Source organism: Pseudomonas migulae NBRC 103157, assembly GCF_002091715.1.
GTDB classification, from domain to species: Bacteria; Pseudomonadota; Gammaproteobacteria; order Pseudomonadales; family Pseudomonadaceae; genus Aquipseudomonas; species Aquipseudomonas migulae_A.
This window is the reverse complement of sequence record NZ_BDAG01000043.1, coordinates 1-24,490: the sequence shown is the minus strand read 5'-3', so window position 1 is coordinate 24,490 and position 24,490 is coordinate 1. Positions and strand designations below refer to the sequence as shown.

The window sequence follows — 24,490 nt, the reverse complement described above, 5'->3', positions numbered from 1 at the left end:
GAGGCTAAGTCCCGGTCGCCGCAATAGGTGCAAGATCATCGGGTGGTTCGGGTGGACTACTCTTTTCGGAGGCCTTGGGTACATCCACCGCCATCTTATTGAAGATCACTTCGCTACGCCCTTTGTCGTAACTCAACTCAACACTGTCGCCGGCTTTCAGCTTGTCAGCGAGCATTTCCTTCGCAAGCCTCGTTTCGACGGTCTGACGAATCTGACGTTTCAACTCGCGCGCGCCGAACTCAGGCTGATAGCCAACATCCGCCAGATGATCAATGAGTGAACCATCAATTTTCACTGTGATGTTCTGTGCAGCTGCGGTTCGAATGACCCGATCAAGCTGAATGCTCACAATCGACCGGATGTTGTCACGAGTAAGGGCATGGAACACGATGATGTCGTCAATACGGTTCAGGAATTCGGGACGAAAATGCCCTTTCAAGACTCCCATTAATTCATCACGTAACGCTTTATCCGTAAGGCGTTCATCTTCTGGGCGCTCAAGATTCTCCATGATCACGGGAGAGCCCAAGTTGCTGGTGGCTATGATGATCGTATTGCTGAAGTCCACAACACGTCCCTTGCCGTCCGTGAGACGCCCATCGTCGAATACCTGTAGCAATACGTTGCTCACATCGGGATGCGCCTTCTCGATTTCGTCGAGCAGAATCACACTGTAGGGCCTGCGGCGGACACGCTCTGTCAACTGACCGCCTTCGTCGTATCCCACGTATCCGGGTGGCGCACCGATCAACCGAGCAACCGCATGACGCTCCATGTACTCCGACATATCAATACGAATGATCGATTGCTCGTCACCGAACACCGTTTCCGCCAACGCTTTGGCAAGTTCGGTTTTGCCGACGCCCGTAGGGCCAAGAAAAAGAAACGTGGCAATAGGTCTGTTCGCCTGGCCAAGGCCGGCTCGAGACAAACGAACGGCATCGCTGACCGCGAGGACGGCATCTTCCTGCCCGACCAGCCGATCACGCAACGTGTCTTCCATATTCAACAGTTTTTGACGCTCTTCCTGCGTAAGCTCGGTCACAGGAATGCCGGTGAGACGGGACAGCACCTCGGCAATTGACTCCAGGGTCACCTCAAGGGTTTCGGAACCTGTCTTGCGCTCCCATGCTTCTGTTTCCTCTCCCAGTTGCGCTTGTTTTTGACCAATACGTTCTTCGAAGCCTTTGGATTCATCAAAACGTTTACGGGAGGATGCATAATCCTGTTCACGTTTAAGTTGCGTGATTTCGGCTTCCAGCTCCTGAATGCCAGCCGGCCTTGAGGAGGAACTGATTCGAACGCGGGCCGCTGCCTGATCGATCAGGTCAATGGCTTTATCCGGCAAATAGCGCGAGGTGATGTAACGATCCGACAGCTCTGCTGCCGCCACAAATGCTTCATCGGCGAATGTGACCTGATGGTGAGCCTCAAGCTTATCGCGCAGCCCACGCAGGATAATGATGGTCTGTTCAACGGTGGGCTCGGCTATCAGCACAGGCTGAAAACGTCGTTCAAGCGCTGCGTCTTTTTCGATGTGCTTTTGATACTCATTGAGTGTCGTCGCACCGATCAAACTAAGCTCCCCGCGTGCCAATGCGGGTTTCAGTACGTTGGCAATATCCAGGCCGCCCTCCTCACCACCCTGCCCCGCGCCAACGATCGTGTGTAACTCATCGATGAACAGAATAAGCTCCGAGCTTTTTGCGGCGACTTCATCAAGCAGTTGCTTGGCTCGCTCCTCGAATTCACCACGATATTTAGAGCCTGCAACCATTGAGTTCAGATTGACTTCAACAAGCCGTCTGCCACGCAAGATTTCAGGGACATCGCCCTTTACTATTCGTTGTGCAAGCCCTTCAACGATGGCTGTTTTACCGACGCCAGGCTCGCCGATAAGAACCGGATTGTTCTTTCTGCGCCGCGCCAGCACCTCAATGGTATTTTCGATTTCCTGCGCGCGCCCCAGTACGGGATCCAGTTTGCCCTCACGAGCCAATGACGTCAGGTCGCGACCGAATTTGTCGAGTGTCGGTGTTCCCGTGGGAGTGTCGACTCGCCCATCCTCAGCGCCCTTACCCACCACCTTGACCACCTTCTGCCGCAAGGCTTCAGGCGTTACGCCGTATTTTTTAAGCAAAGTCCCGGCGATACTTTCCGGTACAGAGGCAAGCCCGATCAACAAATGCTCCGGGCCAACGTACGAATGTCCTAAATCACGAGATGCCTGGAATGCAAAATTGAACGCTTTCTTCAAGCGCGGAGAAATGGTCATCTGATCGACCGAAACCTCAGCAGTGCCCCTCTGCGCATGTTGATCGATGTAGCCTTTGATATCGTCCGGAGAAAGCTTCAGCTCCTTGAGCAAAGCCGCACCAACATCGGTATCCGCCAGCACGTACAACAGATGCTCAGTATCGAGATCGCTGCGGTTCAGCTCATGGGCTTTCTCTCCTGCGCGCTGCAGGATTTCGAGCGTCTGGGAACTGAATGCATCGGTTGCATCGACAGATTCTCGAGGTACTTGCGCAGAGAGCCTGAAGTCATCGCCCCCCTGATCCTTTGCGCCACCCATGCTGTCGAAAAAGCGAGACACCCCCCCGCCCAGCAGAGAGTCGAATGGATTCAACATGCTTTGATGACGTAGGAGTTGACGGTAATCGTGGTCGCAAACGGACATTGTCCTGGCTTGGCCATTTTGCGATACGGTCACGCGCGCAACCGCTGGTCTCGCATTACATATTTCACAGAGAGTAGCCATGATGAGTTGTCTCCAAAGGTGGATAACACGAACTCATTCAGATGGATCTACTTCCCTGTAAACGATGCTCAAGAAGCTGGGACATGAGATCCGCATTACGCTGAGCTTGTTCAAGAAGACGATTATGTTGCAGAGAATGGCAGTCACGACAGACGACGCCATCCAATCAAGATAGTCGGATCTCATCAAAACACGCTATGGGCGACTCAGAATACCGACGAACGACGTCGGATAAATTCATGATCAAAAATACCGCCAGTGGTAAACACCAGCTAATCAGCAATTGAGGCTATGGAATCACCAGAGTGATCGAGCAACGCTTCTTCGATGTCCGAATTCGCAGGGGCGAATCGATCAGCAATGAGATGACCGGGCGTTTACGGTGAAGGCGGATGGGCAACAGAACGAGCCCGCGAGGCCTTGCTAAGGAAACCGAAAACGCGTTCAGCGACTACGGCAAGCGATAACAACGACTATAGTCATTGGTGAGCCAGAGCGAATCCTGCCGCCGCTCTACCCTCCTGGCCCTCAGTCAAATACCGCGAAAGCACGGCGGACATCGTCGTGCTTCTGGACGTGGAACGTGAACGTCTCACTGCCGAAAACACTCAGGCTCAGGCTGAGATCGAGGCATCGTTGCCGTTATAAATCCCTTGATGGCGGATGGAGTTATCCCGCCGGCCAAGTCGTATCCCCCTGAGTAGACCCCAACCACCTTTCTATCAGGGCTCAAGCAATGAACACCTCAGAATTGGATGATGCAAAAAAAACGAATGACGACCTGGCTCAGGGGCCGCTGTCAGCCGGCACTGTCGCGCCCGACTTCACGCTGTACGCGACCCCTGATCAGCAGCTATCGCTGCGCGAGCTAAAGGGAAATCCCGTGATACTGGCGTTTTATCCCGCTGACTGGAGTGCGGTTTGTGGTGACCAGCTGACCTTATACAACCAGTTGCTACCCACATTCAGAGAATACGGTGCGACGCTACTGGGTATTTCGGTTGACAGCGCCTGGTGTCATCAGGCCTTCGCCAAAGACCGGAATTTTCACTTCAGCCTGCTGGCCGATTTCGAGCCCAAAGGTGCTGTGGCGCGACAGTATGGAGCGTACGACTCCCCCTTGGGAGTTTGTAAGCGGGCACTGTTCGTGATTGACAAGGAGGGAGTGATCGCCTGGAGCTACATCTCACCAATGGCAATCAACCCTGGGGCGGACGGCATTCTGGACGCGCTGGATGCTCTGGCGAATTCGCCACAAAGCACGCTAACCAAAAATTAACAGGTGATCACATGGCCACTCTCAAAGTGCCGGTAAGTGCCAACGACCATCGCCAGGGAAGTGCGCATGCCAAAGTCACCTTGGTGGAATTTGGCGACTATGAATGTCCCTACTGCGGTTTAGCGTATTGGGTCGTCAAAAAGCTACAGCAGCATTTTCGCGATGATCTGCAATTCGTATTCCGTAACTTTCCACTGACCACCGCTCACCCGCATGCGATGGCTGCAGCTGTCACCGCTGAGTATGCCGGGAGTCGAGGGTTCTTCTGGGAGGCTCACGACGAATTGTATGAAAATCAGGATCGATTAGGCCTGCCGCTGTTTCGGGCCATCGTTCTAAAACACGGCCTCTCCAGCGAAGAACTCGTTCTTGCTATGCAAGACGATACTTACATACCCAAAATACAATCCGATTTTAATGGCGGCGTACGAAGCGGCGTGAATGGCACCCCAGCGTTTTACATTGACGGGCTTCGCTATGACGGGGCTCCAGAGTTCACCGAGATGAGTCAGATGATTGAGCTTTCGTTAGTAAGTTGACGAAATCGCTAGATAGTGAAACCGCTTGGCATCACTCACACCGTAGCCGAGGGCGAACGTCCCCCATTTCGCAGCTTACCAGGTGTGTATTCGATAATATTTCAATACGGGAGATTGAAGAATCCAGGTGCTGCCAGCGATAAGCATCGCTCATAAAGCAGCGGCACGAAAATATCAGCCCAGCGAACCGAGGACATAAAAAATGGCGATGTTAATTTTTGACAGCTCGGAAGATTCCATAGTCGAGGCCCGTGTCCTGGTCGAGGCGCTGAATGAATGGTTGGCGGAACAGCAGCCCAGTTGCCCGCTAAGGTCCGCCCGTGCGCAATGTTGCTATCGGCCCGATGGCACGCTGGATTCTGTATTGACCGTACTAACAGACGTGGTGGTGGACTAGGTCAGGTGTTGCACTCAGTTTTTGCGACCGCCCCCCAAGGTTGACGCCTATACCCGTCCACCCGTTCGCTTATCCGTTAGTTTCCTTCTACATTAAAGAGGTACACACGGAGCCAGCAGCGAATGAAATCTTTGAAGTATTATGAAAAAAATCGACACGCCACATGGTTAGAGTTGTTTTTTGACCTGATTTTTGTTGTTGCAATTGGCAAGGTTACGCACACTCTCGGACATCTTCATCACGGCCATTTTGAACAGGAGCAATTATGGACATTTTTACTGCTTTTTGTTCCATTATGGTGGATCTGGTCCAGTCACACGATTTACTCCAACAGGTTTGATACAGACAGCAATCTTCACCGTTTGGCAACATTATTCATAATGCTCCTGCTCATTGTGCTGTCGGCACGGATCGGGGAAGACCTGGAAGTAAACTACCCGTTTATTATTGCCTGCTATTTTGGCATACGTGCCATCATCAGCATCATGTACATTTCGTCCATAAGTAAATTCGATTCCCGCGGCGAGCTCTCCTCCAGGCTCGGCTTCGCCCTGTTAATCAGCGCAGTCATTAGTCTCTCATCGGTTATTTTTGACCCGCCCGTGCGTTACCTTGTCGCTTATGTTGGAATTATTCTCGATATTCTGTTTCCTGTATTTTTCTGGACTAAACTCAAGCCATTGCCAGCCCATACAGAACACTTGGTTGAACGCATAGGCTTGCTCACCCTCATCTTGTTGGGTGAGTCAGTGATCAGTCTTTCTGGAGGTTTATCTGACATTCAATGGGATCGTTATAATGTGACGGCGGCAATCACCGGATTCATCATGATTTGCAGTATCTGGTGGATCTATTTTGATAGCTTTTACCTACTGAGCAAAAATGAAAGTAGTATGAGTGGACACTCCTTAATCTACTCGCACCTTTTTCTATTTATGGGGCTAGCACTTCTCGCAAATTTGATCAGGCATGCGATCCTGAATGACATTGCGATGCGCGATTTCCAGATTACGTCAATCATCGGCATGGCCTTATTTTTCTTAGGCAAGCAATATGGCTACTTCATAGCGGTACCTAAAATAAGGAAATACATACTACAAAACACCTTGATCGTGTTTTCTCTAGGTGGTTTGGTTATATTCCTACCCCGCGTCGAGTACATATTGGTCGGCCTGACAGCAACCATGATCTGTTATGTTTTACTAAACTTCCGGTATCGTTGAATCTTTAAAGTTAGGCCATATCACGGGTGGATCAGCTATCCGCGCACATCAATACATCCCTACCAACCAAAGCGGGTGGTCGCCTGGAAAGCACGGAGGCAAACACCGCGCGGCGGGAGGCCCGCGCCAAGCGGCAAAAACCTAATCAAAGAAGGCCAGGGTGCGAACTTCGATACTCTCACGCGGCGCGGCTCCCGGCGGCGTATTGGGGTCCTTGAAGGCGGTATGGGGCGTGAAGCGGGCACGGCCGTCGTGACGTGAGTCATACCCTTTGATCAGCAAGACTTCGTCACGGCGCATGTCCGGAAAATAGTACCAGCGCTGTTGCGGATTGTAGGCCAGGTGGTAGATCTCACCGATACGATCCGGATAGACCAAATCGGTGGCCAGCAGGTCATTGGGGTCGAGCGTCGAGGCATCCAGCACCGCCAGCGGTGAGCGCTTGACGGGCCCGCTCATCGGGCGCCAGAGGTTAATCTGGGCCACCGACACCAGTGCGGCGGCCTGATCCTGGCCCAGCACGTCGCGAATACGCTCAGGTCCCGAGCGGTCTGTGTAGTCATTATGCACACGGCTGGCTGGCCCGCGAATATCCCGCCGCTCGGCGTCGCTGCGCCTGGTGTGGTCGAAGATGACGACCCGGCTCGCGCCCGTCAACTCCTTGATCAAGGCTCTGACCTCGTCATAGTAGACGCTTTCCACTGAGGTATCGTCGTAGAGATCGTCGACCACCGTATCCCGCCGATGGAGTTCAAACCCCTGCTTGTCCAGAGAAAGGCTGTCTGCCAACGGACGACCGTTGTGTATCGTGACCTCGCGCTCCTCCTGCTCAGCAAAGTAGTGCGGTTCACTGTTACCGGTCAGAGCCTCGGTATGCACATAGGGCTTCGCATCGTGCTTGACCAGGTAGGTGAGTTTTGTGATGACGCTAGCGGGCATATCAGTTGTGCACTTCAAGTAACGCCTCCCGGTCTGCTGACCGCATTCGGCGTGGTGTCACCGTGGCGGCGCTGTAGCTTGCCTGTAAACTGCCTCATCCTCGATCGTATGCCTTCCAAGGGACACTTTCAAATGCACCCCGAGGTGCATGGTCCCCGACCGGTAGAAAAGGACATACCTACCTCGGCACCGACGTGCAGCTTGACCAGTACTGGCGCGTCGGACTCCAGGCCCGCGCCTAGGACGACTACTACCTGAACCAGCAGCGCAAATACAGTGGATATCCGGATGGAAGATCGCATCCCAACACATCATCTTTTGCGCAGCATTGATCAGTATCTCTCTGAGCAACCTGCGATAGCTGACCAAATTGAGAAAGAAAAAACTAGTTATTGACATATCTAGATATCGCAAATAGTCTGAGTTCGAAGCCACCCCCCGTATCTCAGGAAGCGCCAAATGCAGAAGATGTGGGTGAACACCTCAACGAAGCGCCTTACGGTTTGCTCTGATCCCGTGGATCCGCATCCATTTAGCGTAATACATCGATATTTCTATATATGCAGGTAAATGAAATGACACAGTCCGCGCTCTTCAAAACCGCACAGCTGGGGCCCTACACCCTCAAGAATCGAATCGTTTTGCCACCACTTACCCGTTCGCGTAGCTCTCAGCCTGGCAACATTCCGAACGATCTCATGGCCACGTATTACCGCCAGCGTACTGGCGCGGGATTCATGGTGACCGAAGGCACCCAGATCGAGCCTCGTGGACAGGGCTATGCCTGGACTCCCGGCATTCATAGCGCCGAGCAGATTGAAGGCTGGCGCAAAATCACCGACGCCGTTCACGCCGAAGGGGGTGTGATCTTCGCTCAACTTTGGCATGTCGGCCGCGTGTCGCACATGTCCTTGCAGCCCGGCGGTGAAGCGCCGGTCGCGCCGTCAGCCATAAAGGCGGACAACGTCAAGGTATTCATCGAGACCGGCCCTGGCACGGGTGCACTGGCGGATCCATCGACCCCGCGCGCTCTTTCCACCGCAGAGGTGAAAGAACTGGTCCAGCTCTATGCCCAGGCGGCCCGCAATGCCCTGGACGCTGGGTTCGACGGGGTGGAGCTGCACTGCGCGAATGGCTACCTGGTGAACCAGTTCATTTCCGCCCACACAAACCAGCGTGATGATGAATATGGTGGCTCGTTGCAAAATCGACTGCGCTTCCTGCGCGAAATCACCCAGGCAGTTGCTGGCGTCGTTGGCAAGGAGCGTATGGGCGTTCGCTTCGCCCCGCTCTTCGCGACCACCGATGAAGATCGCGTCTACCTCGGCCTGGTCGAGAAAGATCCCCATCAAACCTATGTCGAAGCGGTGAAGATTCTCGAGGAAGTGGGTATCGCCTACCTGTCGCTCGCCGAGGCCGACTGGGAGAACGCACCCGATCTACCTGAAGCGTTCCGGGAAGATATTCGCAGTATCTTCAGCGGTAAGATTCTCTATGCCGGCAGGTACACCGCTGAACGCGGAAATCGTGTCATCCAGGCGGGTTGGGGGGATCTGATCGCGTTTGGTCGTCCTTTCATCGCCAACCCCGACCTGCCCGCCCGTATCGCCAACGACTGGCCGCTCAATCCGGTCGACCCGACAAGCATGTATGGCGGTACCGACAAGGGCTACACCGACTATCCGAGCTATCGCCCCTGAGCAATCCGCGCCGCGTCCCGGACTCCAGGGCGCGGCTTACGCTTGCTGACCGAGGAAGGGGAACATCTTGCCTGGCAACAAACGGACGCAGAGGCCACTTTGGGTGCCTTCCAATTCTCCGTGCGAACGACGAAGATATCGCAATATCGCGAAAAACAGGTATCGCCAATTTTATGAACATTGACATCAACGAAGCCCTGAAAGCCTTGGCGAACCCGACGCGCCTTGACATCCTCAATTGGCTCAAGGATCCCAGGACGAACTTTCCCGAGCAGGAAGTCGACCCGGAAACAGTAGGCGTGTGCGTCAGCATCATCCAGGAGCGCACGGGCCTTTCGCAGTCCACTACATCGCTTTACCTCACAACCCTGCAGCGCGCGCACCTGGTAACCTCGCAGCGGATAGGCCCTTGGACCTATTACAAACGTCACGACGAAAATATCGATGCCTTTTTCAAAGCGCTGCAAGAAAGGATCTAGGTCCAGGCTACCCGAGGACCGTTTACCGGCGGCGCCCAAAGCTTTCCCTTAACGAAAGCGCTTCAAAAGGTGGATTGTCGCCCATCAGCGCTCAGTTTAAACGGGGTGGGCCGCGACCCACTCTTTGAGATGAGCAACAAAACTGAGAACGGTCGGAGCGATGTTTTCTCTTGAAGGGTATACCGCATAGATTCCCACCGGCGGCTCAATGGCCCAATCGGAAAATGCCTCCACCAGCTTTCCTGAATCAAGATCATCTCGTACATGCCAGTCCATCAGCAGCGCTACGCCATGCCCATCTATTGCCATCTGGCGAACCACTTCCCCCAAACTGGATGAAAAACGTTTGCGTATTTTGCATGTTTTTTTAACGCCTCCTCGGGACATGGCCCAACTGGAATCTTTTCCCACGATGAGGCCGTCCAGCGTGGTCAAGTCTTTTGGAGAGGTAGGCATACCCTGTTTTTCCCAATAATGGGGGGCAGCGCAAATCAGACGTCGGGACGCAGAAATCCTCTGCGCAATCAGGGATGAATCGGCCATTACTCCGTGCCGAATCGCAAGGTCGGTACCATGGGCGGCCAAATCAACCAGTTGATCTGTCGGGTGTAGATCAACGATAACGCCAGGGTAGCGTTTGAGATAACTGCTCACGACGCTCGATAAATAACCTTGGGCAAATGTCGCAGAAGCGGTTATGCGTAGATGACCGGTAATCTCGGTTTTCTGGAAAAATCCTCGCTCGGCCTTTGCGACGCTTTCGAGGATGCTTAGCGCGTGCTGATAAAGCTTCTCACCGTCCGAAGTGGGGCTTAGCTTGCGGGTGGTGCGATTGAAAAGTCTGCGACCAACGCTGTCCTCAAGGGCCAGAAGACGCTTGCTTGCGCCTGCGGCAGTCATCCCCATTCGTTCGGACGCTGCGCGGATGGAACCCTCCTCGAAAACAGCAATAAACAACCGCAATTCATCAATGGAATCCAGCATTTATTACCAACCAAAAGGACCGAAAGATTCAATAATTCTAGCGTATTTATCCCATATTACTGATGATAAATTTGTTGGCCTATTGTTCCTCGGAGTTTAAGCCTTGAAAGCCATTGTGATAAATCAGCATGGTAACTCAGACCTTTTTGTAGAAATTAATACGGAAAACCCCGTTGCCCGCCCAGGTCATGTGATTATCGACGTGCGGGCGACAAGCGTGAATCCAGTGGACACGAAAATTCGTCGGGGCAGCGAAGGTACGGCCGGTCTGACTTTTCCGGCAATTCTTCACATCGATGTTTCAGGGGTGGTCAGCTCCGTTGGTGCTGGTGTGACCCGCTTTAACGTAGGCGATGAGGTCTATGGCTGTTTCGGCGGCATCGTGGGGATTCCCGGTGCGCTGGCAGATCAGATGGAGGCCGATGCTGAGATGCTTGCTCTAAAACCCAAGTCGCTCTCTTTTGGCGAAGCAGCCAGCTTGCCGCTCGTGGCAATTACGGCCTGGGAGGCGCTGATCGACCGAGCCTCGATCAAACCCAATGACAACGTCTTGGTGCATGGTGGCACCGGTGGTGTTGGGCACATAGGCATTCAATTGGCCAAGGTCCTGGGGGCCAGGGTTTCGACGACGGTTTCAACGCCAGAAAAAGCGGAAATTGCCCGTCAACTGGGCGCCGATGAGATTATTTTTTATAACAGCGAGACGCCCCAGGAATACAGTCAGCGAATCACCGAAGGAAAAGGATTCGATACGGTCTTCGATACCTTGGGCGGTGAGGTCTTACAAAACTCACTGAAAGCCGCGAAGCTTAAGGGCCATGTGGTCTCGATCATCGGTTACGACAGCTACGATCTGACCGAAATGCACTTTAAGGCATTGAGACTCGACTTTGTATTCATGGCTATTTCGATCATTCATAACGAAGGCCGCAAGCACCATGGCGAGATTCTGCAAAGACTGGCTGCCCTGGTTGATCGCGGCCTGGTTAAACCATTGATCGATGAGCGCCATGACTTCACTGCTGCGGGTGTCAGCGCGGCACATGATCGCCTTGAGTCAGGCAGTGCCATTGGCAAAGTCGTCATTGAGCGACAGGCTAAGCCGGTGGGGGTGGCATAACGAGATTTGTGAGTTTTGAGTTTGCCGGTGTTGGGCGAAGGGCTCAAATTGGTGGTCGAAATCGCGCAATGCCGCCGGAGGAGGTTACCCGGACTTCACCGCTGATGACCCTGCGAACTTCGACTGCAAACGATCGGCGGCCTGTATGAGGTCGAATGGCGAGTGCGGGACATATGCGCGCAGGATCGCTGGCGAATATTGCAGGGCAGCTAGCCAATTGGATAATGCCACGAGGTTACAGAGATCTGATCTACGAGGTGATCAACAGCAAAACTCCGCTAGATTTAGTAAGTTTTCCAGCACAACACCTTGATGACTGACTCGAAATTCGCGTCATGGCGGGAGTTCTACGGTCAAGTGCATATCAGCACGAAGCGCCGCTCCAATCCGGGCTGTCATTAGTCCACCGCCACGTCTATTAGTACGGTCAATACAGAATCCAGCGTGCCATCGGGCCGATAGCAAAGTTGCGCATGGGCGGACTTTAGCGGGCAACTGGGCTGCTGTTCCGCCAACCATTCATTCAGCGCCTCGACCAGAACACGGGCTTCGACTATTGAATTTTCCGAACTGTCAAAAATTAACACCGCCATTTTTTATGTCCTCGGTTCGCCGGGTTAATGTTTTCGTGCCGCTGGAGCGGGTCGAAATGGATGCGGACCGAATTTGATGGCTATGTCGAACGCACTGTGCGGGTCTCCAGCACCTGCCTGATCAGCGTGGCGCGAAATCGCTACTCGGTGCCGTGTGAGCGGGTCGGCCAGTGGATCAGCATTCGTCTGTATCCCACGCGGGTGGTTGTCATCGCCGATGACACGATGACTGCCAGCCACGAGCGCCACTTTGATCGAGACCAGGTCAGTTTTGACTGACTGCATTACATCCCGCTCCTCGAACGCAAACCCGGAGCACTGCGCAATGGCGCGCCGTTCACGCAGCTTACTGGCACTTTAAGTTCATTTTGCCTTTCAAGCGCAGGCTATCTGCCCCTCGTCCGTCAGGCTCAGTTTGCGCGTCGTGCGATTGAGCAATCGTGCGCCCATCCGGTCTTATAGGCAAACAACGCTTTTACCCACCGCCGAACGGGTCAGGCCCAGTGCAGTCGCCTCAGCGATAAAGCTTCCCGCCTTCACAGCAAAGACAAACGCGCTGATATCACCGAATCGGTTGGCTTGCGTGGGAGTTTGGCTCCAGGCTAGACATTCGAAGTATTTCAATAGCGCTAAAGCTTAGTCGCTCACGCCCGTGCCTTTGTGCAAGGGCGCAAACGGCAAAGGGTACCTATCAGAAGTCTTGCGCAGTGGGACGCAGAACGATTTCGTTGATGTCGACATCGGCAGGTTGCTCGATCGCGTATGCGATGGCCCGTGCAACCGAATCAGCCGGGATGGCCATCTTGTAAAACTCGCCAACGACCTCGGCGCTCGGCTGGTGCCCGCTGCCGAACTTGAGCTCGGAATCCACCGCGCCCGGTTCGATGGTCGTAGTGCGAATATTCCCGCCGACTTCATGACGCAGGCCATCGGAAATGGCGCGCACCGCGAACTTGGTGCCGCTGTACACCGAGCCACCGGGGCTGAATACCTTGATGCCGGCAACCGACGAGATGTTGATGAAGTGACCGCTGGCCTGTTGTTCGAAAAGCGGCAACGCGGCCGCGATGCCATACAACACGCCCTTGATGTTGATGTCGATCATGCGATCCCACTCTTCGACGCGCAGCTGCGAAATCGGAGAGATCGCCATCAGCCCTGCATTGTTGATCATCACATCGATGCGACCGAATGCCTCGACAGCCTTGGCGACCAGCGCAGACAAGTCCTCTTTGCGTGTGACATCGATCGGATGGGCAATCGCCTTGCCGCCTGCTGCGACGATCTCCCGGACAATTGCATCCAGACGATCCTGGCGACGGGCGCCAAGTACCACATGGGCGCCGAGCGCAGCCAAATGACGCGCCGTTGCTTCGCCCAGACCGCTACTCGCACCGGTGATGACGACCACTTTACCCTGGATATTTTTACTCATGTTCAGCGCTCCTGTTGAGACCTGCTTGGTTGATGGGTGCAGTCTGCGCTGGTTTTATTTGTCAGAAAATGGAAGAGTTCGGATTTGAGAATTCCATTTTCTGGAACGGGAGTTGACGGCAATGCTCAATCGCATGGAACTGATTCGGATCTTTTCTGTGGCAGCGCAATCGACCACGTTTCGCGATGCCGCCACCCGCCTCGGCACCTCTCCGCAGACCGTGACACGAGCCATCAAAGAACTGGAGCGCACACTTGGGGAGCTGTTGTTCCACCGAAGCACGCGGCAGGTTCATGTCACCGCGTTTGGTGCCAAACTCGCCTTGCAAGCCCGGGAAACCCTGGAGCGGGTGGATCAGTTGTTTATCGCCCACAGTACACAGGAGGCAAAAGGCATCGTCGGCATTACGGCGCCGCACGCCATTGGCAAGCTGTATCTGATCGAGTTTCTGAAACCGCTGATGCGGGAGAATCCGGGCCTGAGCATCGACCTGAGTCTGGATGACCAGCTCACCGACGCGGTGGCCAACAAGATCGACATCGGCATTCGTGTCGGCGCCGTGCGGGATCGGCGCTATATCGCCAGAACGGTGGCCCATGTCGCCCTGAAAATCGTTGCGGCGCCGTCACTCCTCGACACCGTACAGCGCCCTGGCAACATCGAGGATCTGAAACGTCTGCCCCTGTCGATGCTGATTGATCGCAACAACGGCCGCCCTTGGCCATGGGTGCTTGCCGAGGGGCAAGCGTTCCTGCCTGCCTTCCCAGCATTTACCTGCGACGACCCAGAAACCGAGCGAGAGATTGTCCTGGCCGGCATCGCCTTTGGGCAAATGCCCGGTTATCTGGCAGAACCCTACCTGTCTGAAGGGCGACTGGTCGAGGTCATGCAACACGATGCCCCGCCGCCTTCGGAACTGATCATGTATCGTCCGCAATCAGGGCCCGTGGCGCCGCGAGTGAGGCTGGTGTACGACCACCTGGTCAACTGTTTCTCCGACCCGCGTATTTTTGCGCAGAGCAAGCGCTGAAACAGTTCTGAACAAGGGCTTGTTTGGGGGGAGTACTACGCTGTCCCTTCGGGATTGCATCACTGGATGACCCGCAGAAACATTAGTCGTGCTGGGACAGGATCGCTTCCAGCAGGCCCGGAAAACGGTTACTCAAGTCTTCTCTACGCAACGAGTTCATGTGGGTCGTGCCGATGGTCTGGGTTTGAACCAAGCCGGCATCTCGCAGCACCCGAAAATGATGGGACATGGTGGACTTCGCGCGGCCACCGTCCAGGTCGCCGCAACTGGCCTCTCCCAGCTCGGCGAGGCGCCGGACAATCTCCAGGCGTACAGGGTCGCTCAAGGCGTAAAACAGACGCTCAAGAACGAATTCGCTGAGAGGAAGGTGTTTGAAGGGGCGCATGAGCGAATCATACACGGGTTTGCTCTAGGTCAATAGTTCGAATATTATCGAACAACAGTAATAGTATCCCTCGGAGAAAAAACCTGATGTCTGCACTGTTCCAACCTTTCACGCTCAAGGATGTCTCCCTTCGCAACCGGATCGCGATTCCCCCCATGTGCATGTACTCGGCCAATGATGGGCTGATCAACGATTGGCACACTGTGCACTATGCCACCCTCGCGCGTGGCGGGGCGGGACTGGTGGTTGTCGAGGCGACCGCCGTGTCACCCGAAGGACGGATCACGCCTGGCTGCGCTGGTATCTGGAATGATGAGCTCGCTCGTGCCTTCGTGCCGGTGGTGCAATCGATCAAGGCTGCCGGCGCAGTGCCAGGTATCCAGATTGCCCACGCGGGGCGCAAGGCCAGTGCGAACCGTCCTTGGGAAGGTGATGATCATATCGGCGAGGATGATTTGCGTGGCTGGCAGACCATCGCCCCGTCTGCTGTTGCCTTTGGCGCTCACCTCGCCAAGCAGCCGAAAGCCATGACGCTGGAGGATATCGCCCGAGTGCGCGAGGATTTTGTCTCCGCCGCTCGCCGTGCACGTGAAGCCGGCTTCGAGTGGCTGGAGCTGCATTTCGCCCATGGCTATCTGGCCCAGTCATTCCTCTCTGAACACTCCAACCTTCGTGACGACGCCTATGGCGGAAACTTCGATAACCGTAGCCGCTTTCTGCTAGAAACACTGGCGGCGGTTCGCGAAGTATGGCCAGAGCACTTGCCGCTGACCGCTCGTCTGGGTGTCATCGAATACGACGGCCGGGATGAACAGACCTTGTCAGAGGCTATCGAACTGACGCGTCGTTTCAAGGACGGTGGATTGGACTTGCTCAGCGTCAGTATCGGGTTCACCATCCCTGAATCCAACATTCCTTGGGCCCCCGGTTTCATGGGCGAAGTTACCCAGCGGGTACGGCGCGAGGCGGGGATTGCGGTGGCCTCGGCATGGGGCTTCGGCACGCCGAGCGTCGCCGAAGAAGCGGTGAAGAGTGGTCAACTGGACCTGGCGATGATTGGCCGGGCGCACCTGGGCAATCCCAACTGGTCCTATTCAGCCGCCCAGGCGCTGGGTGTAGAGCGTGCTGCCTGGACCCTGCCCGCTCCCTATGCCCATTGGCTTGAACGCTACAGGTGATCCCGCCGGAGCGAGGGCGCTCGCATGGCCTTAGGGCTATCAACTTAGTCGAATGCCCAAGCGGGCAAGATTGTTGTCGCGCTCTCACCCGGATTCAGGTTTTTGGCCGCATGGCCGGCATGGACATCTTCGATACACCCGTGCCAGCCAATGCGTTTCCCCTTTATATCGCACGCAGACAGGAGGTTTGATGACTACCGCTCTAACACTGATTGCCACTTTGGTCGCCAAGGCCGGCTTCGAAACAGAGCTCGAGCAAACGTTGCAGAACCTGCAAGGCCCAAGCCGAGGGGAAGCGGACTGTATCCAGTACGACCTCCATCGTGATGCCGAGCAAGCTCGCACTTTCCACATGATCGAGCAGTGGCGGGACGAAGCGGCGCAGACTGCTCACGAAGCGACACCGCATTTTCAGTCAGCGCTCCCTTTCATCGAACGTGCTGCTGAAAAGCTCACCATCACGAAGATGTATCGCATCTCCTGAGGAGCATCGAATGAAAGCCATTGCACATTTCAAATGCCTGCCTATTGAACATCCCGACGCCTTGGTGGAGATCGATATACCCGAGCCAGTGCCGGGGCCGCGCGACTTGCTCGTAGAGGTAAAAGCCGTATCGGTCAATCCTGTCGATACCAAGGTGCGGCAGGGCTATGTACCGCACGAGGACGAGAGCCAGCCGCGTATCCTCGGTTGGGATGCTGCCGGCGTGGTCAAGTCGGTGGGCAGCGACGTGACGCTATTCAAGCCCGGTGACAGGGTCTGGTACGCCGGATCGCTGATCCGCCCGGGCAGCAACAGTGAGCTGCAACTGGTGGATGAGCGTATCGTCGGTTCAATGCCCCAGTCACTGGAATTCAGCCAGGCTGCGGCATTGCCACTGACTTCCTTGACCGCATGGGAATTACTTTTTGCTCGCCTCGGTGTTGCACGCGATACCACCGACCGGGGCGAAACGCTGCTGATCATCGGCGCTGCAGGGGGGGTGGGTTCAATCCTGACTCAGCTGGCGCGTCAGTTAACCGGGTTGACGATCATTGGTACGGCTTCGCGCCCTGAAACCCAGGCCTGGGTCACCGAGCTTGGTGCGCATCATGTCATCGACCATACCAAGCCACTCAGCGAGGAGCTCAAGCGCATCGGTATCGCACAAGTCAGCTATGTCGCAAGCCTGACCCAGACCGATCGGCACTTCGAGCAAATCATCGAGTCACTGAAACCTCAGGGCAGGCTGGGCCTGATCGATGACCCGGCCACGCTTGACGTCGTACCGATGAAGCGTAAGAGCCTGTCGTTACACTGGGAGCTGATGTACACCCGCTCGCTTTACGAGACAGAGGACATGCAGGAGCAGCACAACATCCTCAACGAAGTTGCGCGGCGCGTTGATACGGGTGAGTTGCGCACCACCGTTGGCGACAACTATGGGCGCATCAACGCAGAAAATCTTCGTCGTGCCCATGCTCTGCTGGAAAGCGGCAAGGCGAAGGGTAAGGTCGTGCTGGAAGGCTTCTAAGAGGGTCTAGACAAACCCGCCGCCCCATTCGTTTTAATGCGATTTGACCACGCCACACTACAAGGCTGATCGCGGATGGGCTGGCTGGGGCAACGTCTTGGGCTGCGGGCCAAAATTCTGCTGTTATTGGCGGAGGGATTAACGCCCAAAGAGGTCAGCCATCAGTTCCAGGTCTCAGCGCCCGCAGCGCTTGCCAAGCTCTTCAAGTGGAACAAGACGACTGAATCCATCATTAGCTCTGTAAACAAAAACAAAGCTGGGAATTAACCGCTCATGACAATAGTTAGAGAAGCGGAATGCTATAGGTCACAAAAATACGATTCTGATCTACGTTACGAGATGCTTCGCTGTTGGACTTGCCGTTACGCCAGCCGAACCCGACGCCTTTTAGCGCTCCCGACTGAAGGACGTAGTCCAGGCTAATGTCTCTTTCCCATTCCTTTTGGTTGGCGCCTGACGTCGTTTTAATGTTATCGCCAGAGAGGTACATGACCGAGCCTTTTAGGCCAGGGACACCCAGAGCGGCGAAGTCGTAAGCATACTGACCGAAAGCTGTGCGCTCGCCTGCGCGGGTGAAAGTTTGGATAAAGCGGTCTGTATACAGATACAGGCTTGCTCCACCGGCGCCCTTGTTTAGCAGGCTACCTTGACTGAGTTGAGTGAAGTTGCTGCCATCCGACACACTTTGGTACCCCGCAGTAATTGCGTGGCCACCCAGTGTGTAAATCAACGCGGCACTCCAGGTACGGTTATCGATTTCTCCATCACCGTTTTTGGTGTAGCCACTCATTCTGAAGCCTGACGTACCGGAGCTATTTGCACCTGACGAGTCAGTTTTGAAGTAGCGCAGGTCGGTTTTGAGGGACTGATTGTCCGAGATGGCAAGGGTGTGAATCAATCCCAAAAAATGCTGCGTATAGTAGTTATCGAGGCCGGCGTAGTAGTACTGAGCTGTCAGATCCTTGGTGAGTTTCCAATCGCCCCCGGCGAAGTCAAACTGATTGCTTTCACGCGTACCACCAGTAACGGCCAGCCCCGTCTGATCGCTCGAACCACGTCCTGTTGCATGTTCAATCCGACCTCCAGTCAAGGTCAGGCGATTGAGCTCGCTCGAGGTGATTTGAACGCCCTCGAAGGTTTGCGGAAGCACGCGCCCATCGTTGGCGACCAGAATGGGGAGTTTCGGAATCAAGGTGCCGTAGCGAAGTTCAGTTTTCGACATTTTGACTTTTCCGGTCAGCCCCAGCCTGCTCCACTCGTCGACGGCACGGTTGTCACTGTCAGAAGGCATCATGCTGCTGCCGACATGCCGTCCTTTGCCGCTGTCCAGGTTAACCCCCAGCAACCCCAAGCCATCGACACCAAAGCCAACCATGCCGTCGGTATAGCCCGATTTGAAGTCCAGCATGAAACCCTGCGCCCATTCTTCGGTTTTAGAAGGGGCGGCAACGCCATCGCGGTTGTCGTTATTGAAGTAGAAGTTTCTCATTCCCAAGGTGGCTTTGCTATCACTCAGGAAGTCAGCATGCGCCTGGACACTCAGGGTGATACTAAGAAACACCGAACTTGCAGTTATTGTTTTTCCACTCACTTATATAGCGCTCCATTTGTTATTTTGAAGTAATAGAAGCAACGCAAAATTTTCCAGGTGCGCGTTTTTATTATTCTTAATATCCTGCTAAAGACCAGAAATCGACGATGCCTAGCCCCTCCTGCATCAAGCTAATATCGTTAGTGCAAGTTCCAAAGTCGCTCATCGCACCTGTTTCTGTCATGCAGCGCGATAGCGTTAGAGCCGATTGTGTGAGAAAGGCGCAGGGAGTGCCTTGCCTGGGGAAATGGAGTTCTGCGTTGGGGTCTGAAAATTTATCTTATCGTCTGAATTTCAGGACTGGGGCCGGACAAAATTGTCGGTCGAGTATCTAAAGGCTCAGCGGGCTGACCTGACGACTGTCCTCAATAGCAACCCGCGGCGCGCCGATCACGACGCCCAAGGCCCAGACTGCGGTGTAATCATCTGCGACAGGTACCGAGACGGACGACGAACATGGCGGTTCCCCGCAATGCCGCCTACGCTTGTTGAATGATCCCCATGCCTTTGCTCAGATGATGTATCGGGCTGGAGCGATCTGATTTCTTTCTACCGTCCGCTCATCGCTGAATCCGGACCTGCCCGCGCGTATCGCCAGCAACTGGCCCCTCGATCCGGTCGACCCGACCAGCATGTACGGTGCAACGGGAAGGCTACACGCACTACCCCACCTGTCGTTCTCAAGCGACCGATGCCGCAGCAACTCTGGAAACAGGGGCGCTGTTCACGTTCTCCCATTGAGGAAGATGAGTATGTATCGGCCGAGCACGATTCCTTATCAGCAGCATCGAGGGTTCAGCCGAACCTTCACTCAGGGTCATTTGAGCCTTGGATTGTTCTTTCCTTTGGAGGCCTTCGATGGGGACACTCCGAGCATGCTCAATCAGGTCGCACTGGCCAAACAAGCAGAGGCGCTGGGCTTCTGCGCGCTCTGGTTTCGCGACGTGCCGCTTCGGGACCCTGGTTTCGGCGATGTGGGCCAGCTGTTCGACCCTTGGGTTTACCTGGGCTATATGGCTGCTCATACGTCGGAGATAGCGCTTGGCACCGCCTCCATTGCCATCCCTTTACACCATCCTCTGCACACGGCCAAGGCGTCAGCCAGCGTCGATCAGTTGAGCGCAGGTCGCTTGATTCTGGGGGTTGCTTCCGGCGATCGTCCTGTGGAGTTTTCGGCTTTTGGCGTCGATCCCGAGAGACGCGGAGAAATCTTTCGAGAACACTACGAGGTGATTCGCCAAGCCCACAGCACCAGCTTTGAACCCATCCGCTGGAGCGGTGGTGAGATGCGGGGCGCAGACCTCATTCCGAAACCCACAACCCAAGTCATTCCAATGCTCGTGACCGGGAATAGTCGCCAGTCACTGGATTGGATCGCACGCGAAAGCGTCGGATGGATCAACTATCCACGTATACCGAACATGCAGCGAATGATCGTGGAAGATTGGCGGCAGGAGGTCATGAAGCAATGTGGCCCCGTCTATAAGCCCTTCACCCAGTCGCTCTACATCGACCTCGATGAGACCCCGTCTACGCCGCCCACTCGCATTCATTTGGGGTTTAAACTTGGACGCTACCATCTTCGGTTTTTGCTGGAGTCGCTTGAGGAAATCGGAGTGGACCACGTTATCCTGAATCTCAAATACGGAAAGCGCCCTGCTGCGCAAGTCATTGAAGAGCTGGGCACTCACATCGTTCCGCAATTCGGAGTACAGCCGCGTCCTGAAGCGAAATGATGCGCCGGCCGCCTCCATGCCGGCCGAGGTGGTGCGGTTCAACAGGTCGAATCATCAGGCCGATACCTGAGCAAGGAATATCGGTTGCAACGGCTCTTCGAGCAGGTCATTTGCCGTGGCGGTGAAGCGCTGATACCAATGCATCGAAATACGCGCAACCGCCCTCACCCGATGAGTGAAATCAGAACCCTTCGAGAACGATCTTGCCCCGGGCTTTGCCGCTTTCGACCAGCGCATGGGCACGACGCATGTTTGCCGCATTGATCGCACCGAAGTGCTCGCCCACAGTGGTTTGCTGGCCGGACAGTCCTGAAGCTGCAGCCCGGTTTCCATGAACTTGGACCGATGAACATTTCCACGCCATCAGCCGTCGGACCTGCAGCAGAACATATTAACGGCCTGCCTATGAACATATGACATGGCCCATAAGTTAAATCATGTGTCAGAGCGGAACTCCTGCCAAAGGTTCTTTCAATCTACCAACCCCCGGCTCCAGCAGTCGACGCTCGAACCGTCAGGTCAGTAAGCCTCTCCCCAAATCATCCCTTCGATCCTGCTAACGATTTACATCTACGGCTATCTCAACCGCATCAAAACTGGCGCAGAGAACTTCGCCTATCGAAGGACTTTATAAATCTCCGAAACCACCTGCATCGTTGCATCTTCGATCTTTCCTTCATTACGGCATAAAACCCAGCCGTTATCTGCAATCGCTCGCTCGAACGCCTGGGTACAAGCGACATGTTCTTCCAGCTTATTGATCACCGTACTGTTCAGCCCACGCGATCGGGCCGCCGCCCTCGCCCATGAAATATCAGGGTCGGTAATAACCCCGACATGCAGGTCTGGCACTCGCACGTTTCGATCAATGTTCAACTGCAGAATATCTGCAAACGGGATTATCCGGCGAAACGCGGCATCAGACGGGTACCAGCGATCGATCAGGATGATGCTGTCTGGGGGCTGTTTAACCAATACGTGCCGGGAAATCCAGGTACGGCTATCTGCAAGGCGCTCACAAACCCGTAACTCTAATTCCCGGGTGGGGTTTCTGACGAGTTTGTTCACGAGGGCCATTGTTTCACCTCGATAGGGATCGCTTTTTTTCTCGCAAAGTCGGATTACCTTTTTGTTGTCTGCCCTGAGTACTTTCGTGACGGCCTCCAACAGTGTGGTTTTGCCGGCTCCCTTGGGCCCATCTAGAGAAACAAACAGCGAACGATTCATTCTTCACATAACGATTGATATACGGTTTTTTGGCCCGGTTCGTTCGCTGGGATCGCTTGGCGCGACTACGCAAATCGAGTGGAGGGTCCTTATGAACAGACATTGATGAGCACTCTAACCCGTTTTCTGGCTATCGGGCCCCAAAATCCAGGGTTACAGCCGCCTATGAACATCGGTCATCGCCCACAAAATCCTGTGTCAGGACGCAACTGTTACAAATAGCTTGCGCACAGGATTTCCTGTTTTCCCACGCGTACTCACCCTCAAATGCGTTTTTTTTCCTCAGTTGATTTTAATCAAACACCTCCCCGCGCTTCTCGACGAGATTAAACCTCGACGTCCGCATAACCGCACCCGCGACCAATGCCGACCATCCTGTCTCGTGGAGGCGCGTCATGGCTACTCAACTGCAAGACATTCAACCGGGTGTTTCCCCCACCCAGCATCCGCCGCTGGCCGGCAGTTTGCGCAAGACGGAGCCCAAGCGTCTGACTCTGAGCCTGCTGGTAGCTATGGTGGTGGGTTCGATGATCGGCAGCGGCATCTTCAGCCTGCCGCAGAACATGGCCGCCAGCGCCGGAGCCGGAGCGATCCTGATTGGCTGGCTGATCACTGGGGTTGGCATGCTGTCGCTGGCTTTGGTCTACCAGACCTTGTCCAACCGCCAGCCGGCGCTGGACAACGGTGTATTCGCCTATGCCCGGGCTCTGGGCGGCAATTTTCTCAGTTTCAACTCCGCCTGGGGCTACTGGATCAGTGCGTGGATCGGGAACGTCAGCTACCTGGTGATTCTGTTTGCCGCGCTGAGTTACTTCTTCCCGCAATTTGGCGAAGGCAATAACAAGGCAGCGATTGCTGGTGCGTCCGTTGTGCTTTGGTCGTTGCACTGGATGGTCCTGCGGGGCATGCGTGCGGCGGCTCGCGTCAACGCCCTGACCACCGTGGCCAAGATCGTGCCGTTGCTGCTGTTCATCGGTTTTGTGATCGCGGCATTCCAGCGCGAAACCTTCATGGTGGATTTCTGGGGCACGCCTGCGTTGGGCAGCACCCTCGACCAAGTCAAAAGCACAATGCTGGTGACGGTCTGGGTGTTTATCGGCATCGAGGGTGCCAATGTGTTTTCCGCCCGCGCCGCAGAGCGCGCTAATGTCGGCCGCGCCACTGTCATTGGTTTTGTCATCACCCTGTTACTGCTGATCGCGGTTTCCCTGTTGTCACTGGGCATCCTCAAACAACCGGAACTGGCCGCCCTGAAAAACCCTTCGATGGCCGGCGTACTGCAGGCTGCCGCTGGGCCTTGGGGTGCGGTGCTGATCAGCATCGGTCTGATCATTTCGGTTGGCGGCGCCCTACTCGCCTGGACTTTGCTGGCGGCCGAATCAGTGTTCACACCGGCCAAGGAGAAGGTCATGCCGCCGTCACTTGGCGTGGAGTCCGCCCGTGGCGTACCGGCCCATGCGTTGTGGCTCACCAATGGGTGCATCCAGCTGTTTCTGTTGCTGACGCTCTACTCGAGCGCAAGCTACCTGGCACTGATTTCCCTTGCCACCTCGATGATCTTGCTGCCCTACCTGCTCAGCAGTCTGTATGCGCTGAAAATGACCTGGCAGGGCGAAACCTACGCCGGTCATCGCGCCTTGCAAGTACGTGACTTGGCCATTGCGCTGATCGCTTCCCTGTATTGCGTCTGGCTGCTGTACGCCGCCGGGCCCAAATACATGCTGCTCAGCGCTTTGCTCTACGCCCCTGGCTCATTGATCTACCTCGGCACGCTGAAGGCCCGTGAGGGCCAGCCCCTCAGCGGTCCGGAAACGGGTTTGTTGATCATCATCTGGGCGGCAGCGGCCTATGCCGGCTGGATGCTGTGGTCTGGGGCATTGACGCTGTAAGACGCTCGTTCAATCCGGGTGGTTCGCCGACAGTGCTCGTCGTTCCACCTTCAATCCGAGAGGAGTACCGAAAATGAGCAATTCCGTAAAAAAAATGCACGAACATGGGGACGAAAAATCGAGCCAGGTGCCCGTGACAACCGACTTTTGGCGCCCGCTGGAGAAACTCCGGCAACAGGTGGATCACCTGTTCGAGGACTTCCATCGCGGATCATTGGTGTCGCCTTTCAGTCGCGGTCTGTTCGATGTCGAATCGTTCCTCCCACGTGATCTGATCTCACGCGGCTTGCCTGCCGTGGACATCACCGAAAAGGATAATAGCTTCGAGATCACCGCCGAGTTGCCCGGCATGGATCAGAAGAACATCGAGATCAAACTGTCGAACGGCAGCCTGATCATCAAGGGTGAAAAGAAAGAGGACAAGGAAGAAAAACGCAAAGGCTATTACTTGAGCGAGCGTCACTACGGCTCCTTCGAGCGTGTGTTCAACT

General features: G+C 55.1%; 21 protein-coding genes and 4 pseudogenes. 15 read left to right on the top strand and 10 right to left on the bottom strand.

What is annotated here, in order from left to right; all coding sequences use genetic code 11:
* Positions 1-4 precede the first annotated feature (4 nt).
* Positions 5-2,764, bottom strand: coding sequence for an ATP-dependent Clp protease ATP-binding subunit (locus PMI01S_RS25650; RefSeq protein WP_420874875.1), 2,760 nt, complete (start codon positions 2,762-2,764; stop codon positions 5-7).
* Positions 2,765-3,186: 422 nt separating this feature from the next.
* Between PMI01S_RS25650 and PMI01S_RS32140 the strand changes: the two are divergent.
* The 4 genes and pseudogenes from PMI01S_RS32140 to PMI01S_RS25630 form a co-directional block, all read left to right on the top strand.
* Positions 3,187-3,461: pseudogene (locus PMI01S_RS32140) on the top strand (TolC family protein); the annotation flags it as partial.
* 36 nt (positions 3,462-3,497) lie between these two features.
* Entirely contained in the window at positions 3,498-4,040 is a 543-nt protein-coding gene (locus tag PMI01S_RS25645) for a redoxin domain-containing protein (protein ID WP_052193591.1), read from the top strand.
* 11 nt (positions 4,041-4,051) lie between these two features.
* Entirely contained in the window at positions 4,052-4,579 is a 528-nt protein-coding gene (locus tag PMI01S_RS25640; RefSeq protein ID WP_084322902.1) for a DsbA family protein, read from the top strand.
* A gap of 519 nt (positions 4,580-5,098) precedes the next feature.
* A complete protein-coding gene (locus PMI01S_RS25630) occupies positions 5,099-6,199 on the top strand; it encodes a low temperature requirement protein A (protein WP_084322901.1) in 1,101 nt (366 codons plus the stop codon).
* Positions 6,200-6,340: 141 nt separating this feature from the next.
* Here PMI01S_RS25630 and PMI01S_RS25625 read toward each other — a convergent pair whose 3' ends face one another.
* Positions 6,341-7,156 carry a CmcJ/NvfI family oxidoreductase gene (locus tag PMI01S_RS25625; RefSeq protein WP_084322900.1) on the bottom strand — a complete coding sequence of 272 codons (816 nt, stop codon included), beginning with the start codon at positions 7,154-7,156 and terminating at the stop codon, positions 6,341-6,343.
* Positions 7,157-7,713: 557 nt separating this feature from the next.
* Here PMI01S_RS25625 and PMI01S_RS25615 point away from each other — a divergent pair.
* Together PMI01S_RS25615 and PMI01S_RS25610 are read left to right on the top strand one after the other, a co-directional pair.
* Positions 7,714-8,838 carry an alkene reductase gene (locus PMI01S_RS25615; RefSeq protein WP_077045093.1) on the top strand — a complete coding sequence of 375 codons (1,125 nt, stop codon included), beginning with the start codon at positions 7,714-7,716 and terminating at the stop codon, positions 8,836-8,838.
* A 173-nt stretch (positions 8,839-9,011) separates the two neighbouring features.
* A complete protein-coding gene (locus PMI01S_RS25610; protein ID WP_084322899.1) occupies positions 9,012-9,317 on the top strand; it encodes an ArsR/SmtB family transcription factor in 306 nt (101 codons plus the stop codon).
* Positions 9,318-9,413: 96 nt separating this feature from the next.
* Here the strand turns inward: PMI01S_RS25610 and PMI01S_RS25605 are convergent, their stop codons facing one another.
* Complete coding sequence (locus PMI01S_RS25605; protein ID WP_084322898.1) at positions 9,414-10,301, bottom strand: LysR family transcriptional regulator; 888 nt, start codon at positions 10,299-10,301, stop codon at positions 9,414-9,416.
* 103 nt (positions 10,302-10,404) lie between these two features.
* Here PMI01S_RS25605 and PMI01S_RS25600 point away from each other — a divergent pair, with 103 nt between their 5' ends.
* Complete coding sequence (locus PMI01S_RS25600; RefSeq protein ID WP_084322897.1) at positions 10,405-11,421, top strand: zinc-dependent alcohol dehydrogenase family protein; 1,017 nt, start codon at positions 10,405-10,407, stop codon at positions 11,419-11,421.
* A 398-nt stretch (positions 11,422-11,819) separates the two neighbouring features.
* Here PMI01S_RS25600 and PMI01S_RS25595 read toward each other — a convergent pair whose 3' ends face one another.
* Positions 11,820-12,014 carry a hypothetical protein gene (locus PMI01S_RS25595; RefSeq protein WP_010799166.1) on the bottom strand — a complete coding sequence of 65 codons (195 nt, stop codon included), beginning with the start codon at positions 12,012-12,014 and terminating at the stop codon, positions 11,820-11,822.
* Positions 12,015-12,074: 60 nt separating this feature from the next.
* On the opposite strand from PMI01S_RS25595, the pseudogene PMI01S_RS25590 reads away from it, so the two are divergent.
* Positions 12,075-12,362, top strand: a pseudogene (locus PMI01S_RS25590) (Mu transposase domain-containing protein); the annotation flags it as partial.
* Positions 12,363-12,398: 36 nt separating this feature from the next.
* Here PMI01S_RS25590 and PMI01S_RS32135 read toward each other — a convergent pair.
* Positions 12,399-12,638: pseudogene (locus PMI01S_RS32135) on the bottom strand (helix-turn-helix domain-containing protein); the annotation flags it as partial.
* 67 nt (positions 12,639-12,705) lie between these two features.
* On the bottom strand, positions 12,706-13,449 hold the full coding sequence (locus PMI01S_RS25580; protein WP_083348644.1) for an SDR family oxidoreductase: 744 nt from the start codon (positions 13,447-13,449) through the stop codon (positions 12,706-12,708).
* Between the two features lie 121 nt (positions 13,450-13,570).
* Here PMI01S_RS25580 and PMI01S_RS25575 point away from each other — a divergent pair, with 121 nt between their 5' ends.
* On the top strand, positions 13,571-14,479 hold the full coding sequence (locus tag PMI01S_RS25575; protein WP_084322896.1) for a LysR family transcriptional regulator: 909 nt from the start codon (positions 13,571-13,573) through the stop codon (positions 14,477-14,479).
* Positions 14,480-14,561: 82 nt separating this feature from the next.
* Here PMI01S_RS25575 and PMI01S_RS25570 read toward each other — a convergent pair whose 3' ends face one another.
* A complete protein-coding gene (locus PMI01S_RS25570) occupies positions 14,562-14,864 on the bottom strand; it encodes an ArsR/SmtB family transcription factor (RefSeq protein ID WP_077045165.1) in 303 nt (100 codons plus the stop codon).
* An 86-nt stretch (positions 14,865-14,950) separates the two neighbouring features.
* Between PMI01S_RS25570 and PMI01S_RS25565 the strand changes: the two genes are divergently transcribed.
* The 3 genes from PMI01S_RS25565 to PMI01S_RS25555 all read left to right on the top strand — a co-directional run bounded on the left by PMI01S_RS25565 (position 14,951) and on the right by PMI01S_RS25555 (position 17,556).
* The gene (locus PMI01S_RS25565) at positions 14,951-16,042 is read left to right on the top strand and encodes an NADH:flavin oxidoreductase/NADH oxidase (RefSeq protein ID WP_084322895.1); all 1,092 of its coding nucleotides are present in this window, start codon (positions 14,951-14,953) and stop codon (positions 16,040-16,042) included.
* 190 nt (positions 16,043-16,232) lie between these two features.
* The gene (locus PMI01S_RS25560) at positions 16,233-16,526 is read left to right on the top strand and encodes a putative quinol monooxygenase (RefSeq protein ID WP_047530955.1); all 294 of its coding nucleotides are present in this window, start codon (positions 16,233-16,235) and stop codon (positions 16,524-16,526) included.
* A 10-nt stretch (positions 16,527-16,536) separates the two neighbouring features.
* Positions 16,537-17,556, top strand: a complete 1,020-nt coding sequence (locus PMI01S_RS25555; protein WP_084322894.1) for a zinc-binding alcohol dehydrogenase family protein — start codon at positions 16,537-16,539, stop codon at positions 17,554-17,556.
* Positions 17,557-17,839: 283 nt separating this feature from the next.
* On the opposite strand, the gene PMI01S_RS25545 is transcribed toward PMI01S_RS25555, so the two are convergent.
* A complete protein-coding gene (locus PMI01S_RS25545; RefSeq protein WP_084322893.1) occupies positions 17,840-19,147 on the bottom strand; it encodes an OprD family porin in 1,308 nt (435 codons plus the stop codon).
* A gap of 752 nt (positions 19,148-19,899) precedes the next feature.
* Here PMI01S_RS25545 and PMI01S_RS25540 point away from each other — a divergent pair.
* Positions 19,900-20,883 (top strand): LLM class oxidoreductase, encoded by a 984-nt coding sequence (locus tag PMI01S_RS25540; protein WP_084322892.1) that lies wholly within the window; start codon positions 19,900-19,902, stop codon positions 20,881-20,883.
* Between the two features lie 181 nt (positions 20,884-21,064).
* Here the strand turns inward: PMI01S_RS25540 and PMI01S_RS31770 are convergent.
* Together PMI01S_RS31770 and PMI01S_RS25530 are read right to left on the bottom strand one after the other, a co-directional pair.
* Positions 21,065-21,178 (bottom strand): annotated as a pseudogene (locus PMI01S_RS31770) (zinc-binding alcohol dehydrogenase family protein); the annotation flags it as partial.
* Between the two features lie 320 nt (positions 21,179-21,498).
* Positions 21,499-22,110 (bottom strand): dTMP kinase, encoded by a 612-nt coding sequence (locus PMI01S_RS25530; protein WP_084322890.1) that lies wholly within the window; start codon positions 22,108-22,110, stop codon positions 21,499-21,501.
* Between the two features lie 395 nt (positions 22,111-22,505).
* Between PMI01S_RS25530 and arcD the strand changes: the two genes are divergently transcribed.
* Complete coding sequence (gene arcD, locus PMI01S_RS25525) at positions 22,506-23,999, top strand: arginine-ornithine antiporter (RefSeq protein ID WP_084322889.1); 1,494 nt, start codon at positions 22,506-22,508, stop codon at positions 23,997-23,999.
* A 73-nt stretch (positions 24,000-24,072) separates the two neighbouring features.
* Positions 24,073-24,490 (top strand): Hsp20/alpha crystallin family protein (locus PMI01S_RS25520; protein WP_084322888.1); only part of this gene is annotated, 418 nt, incomplete at its 3' end.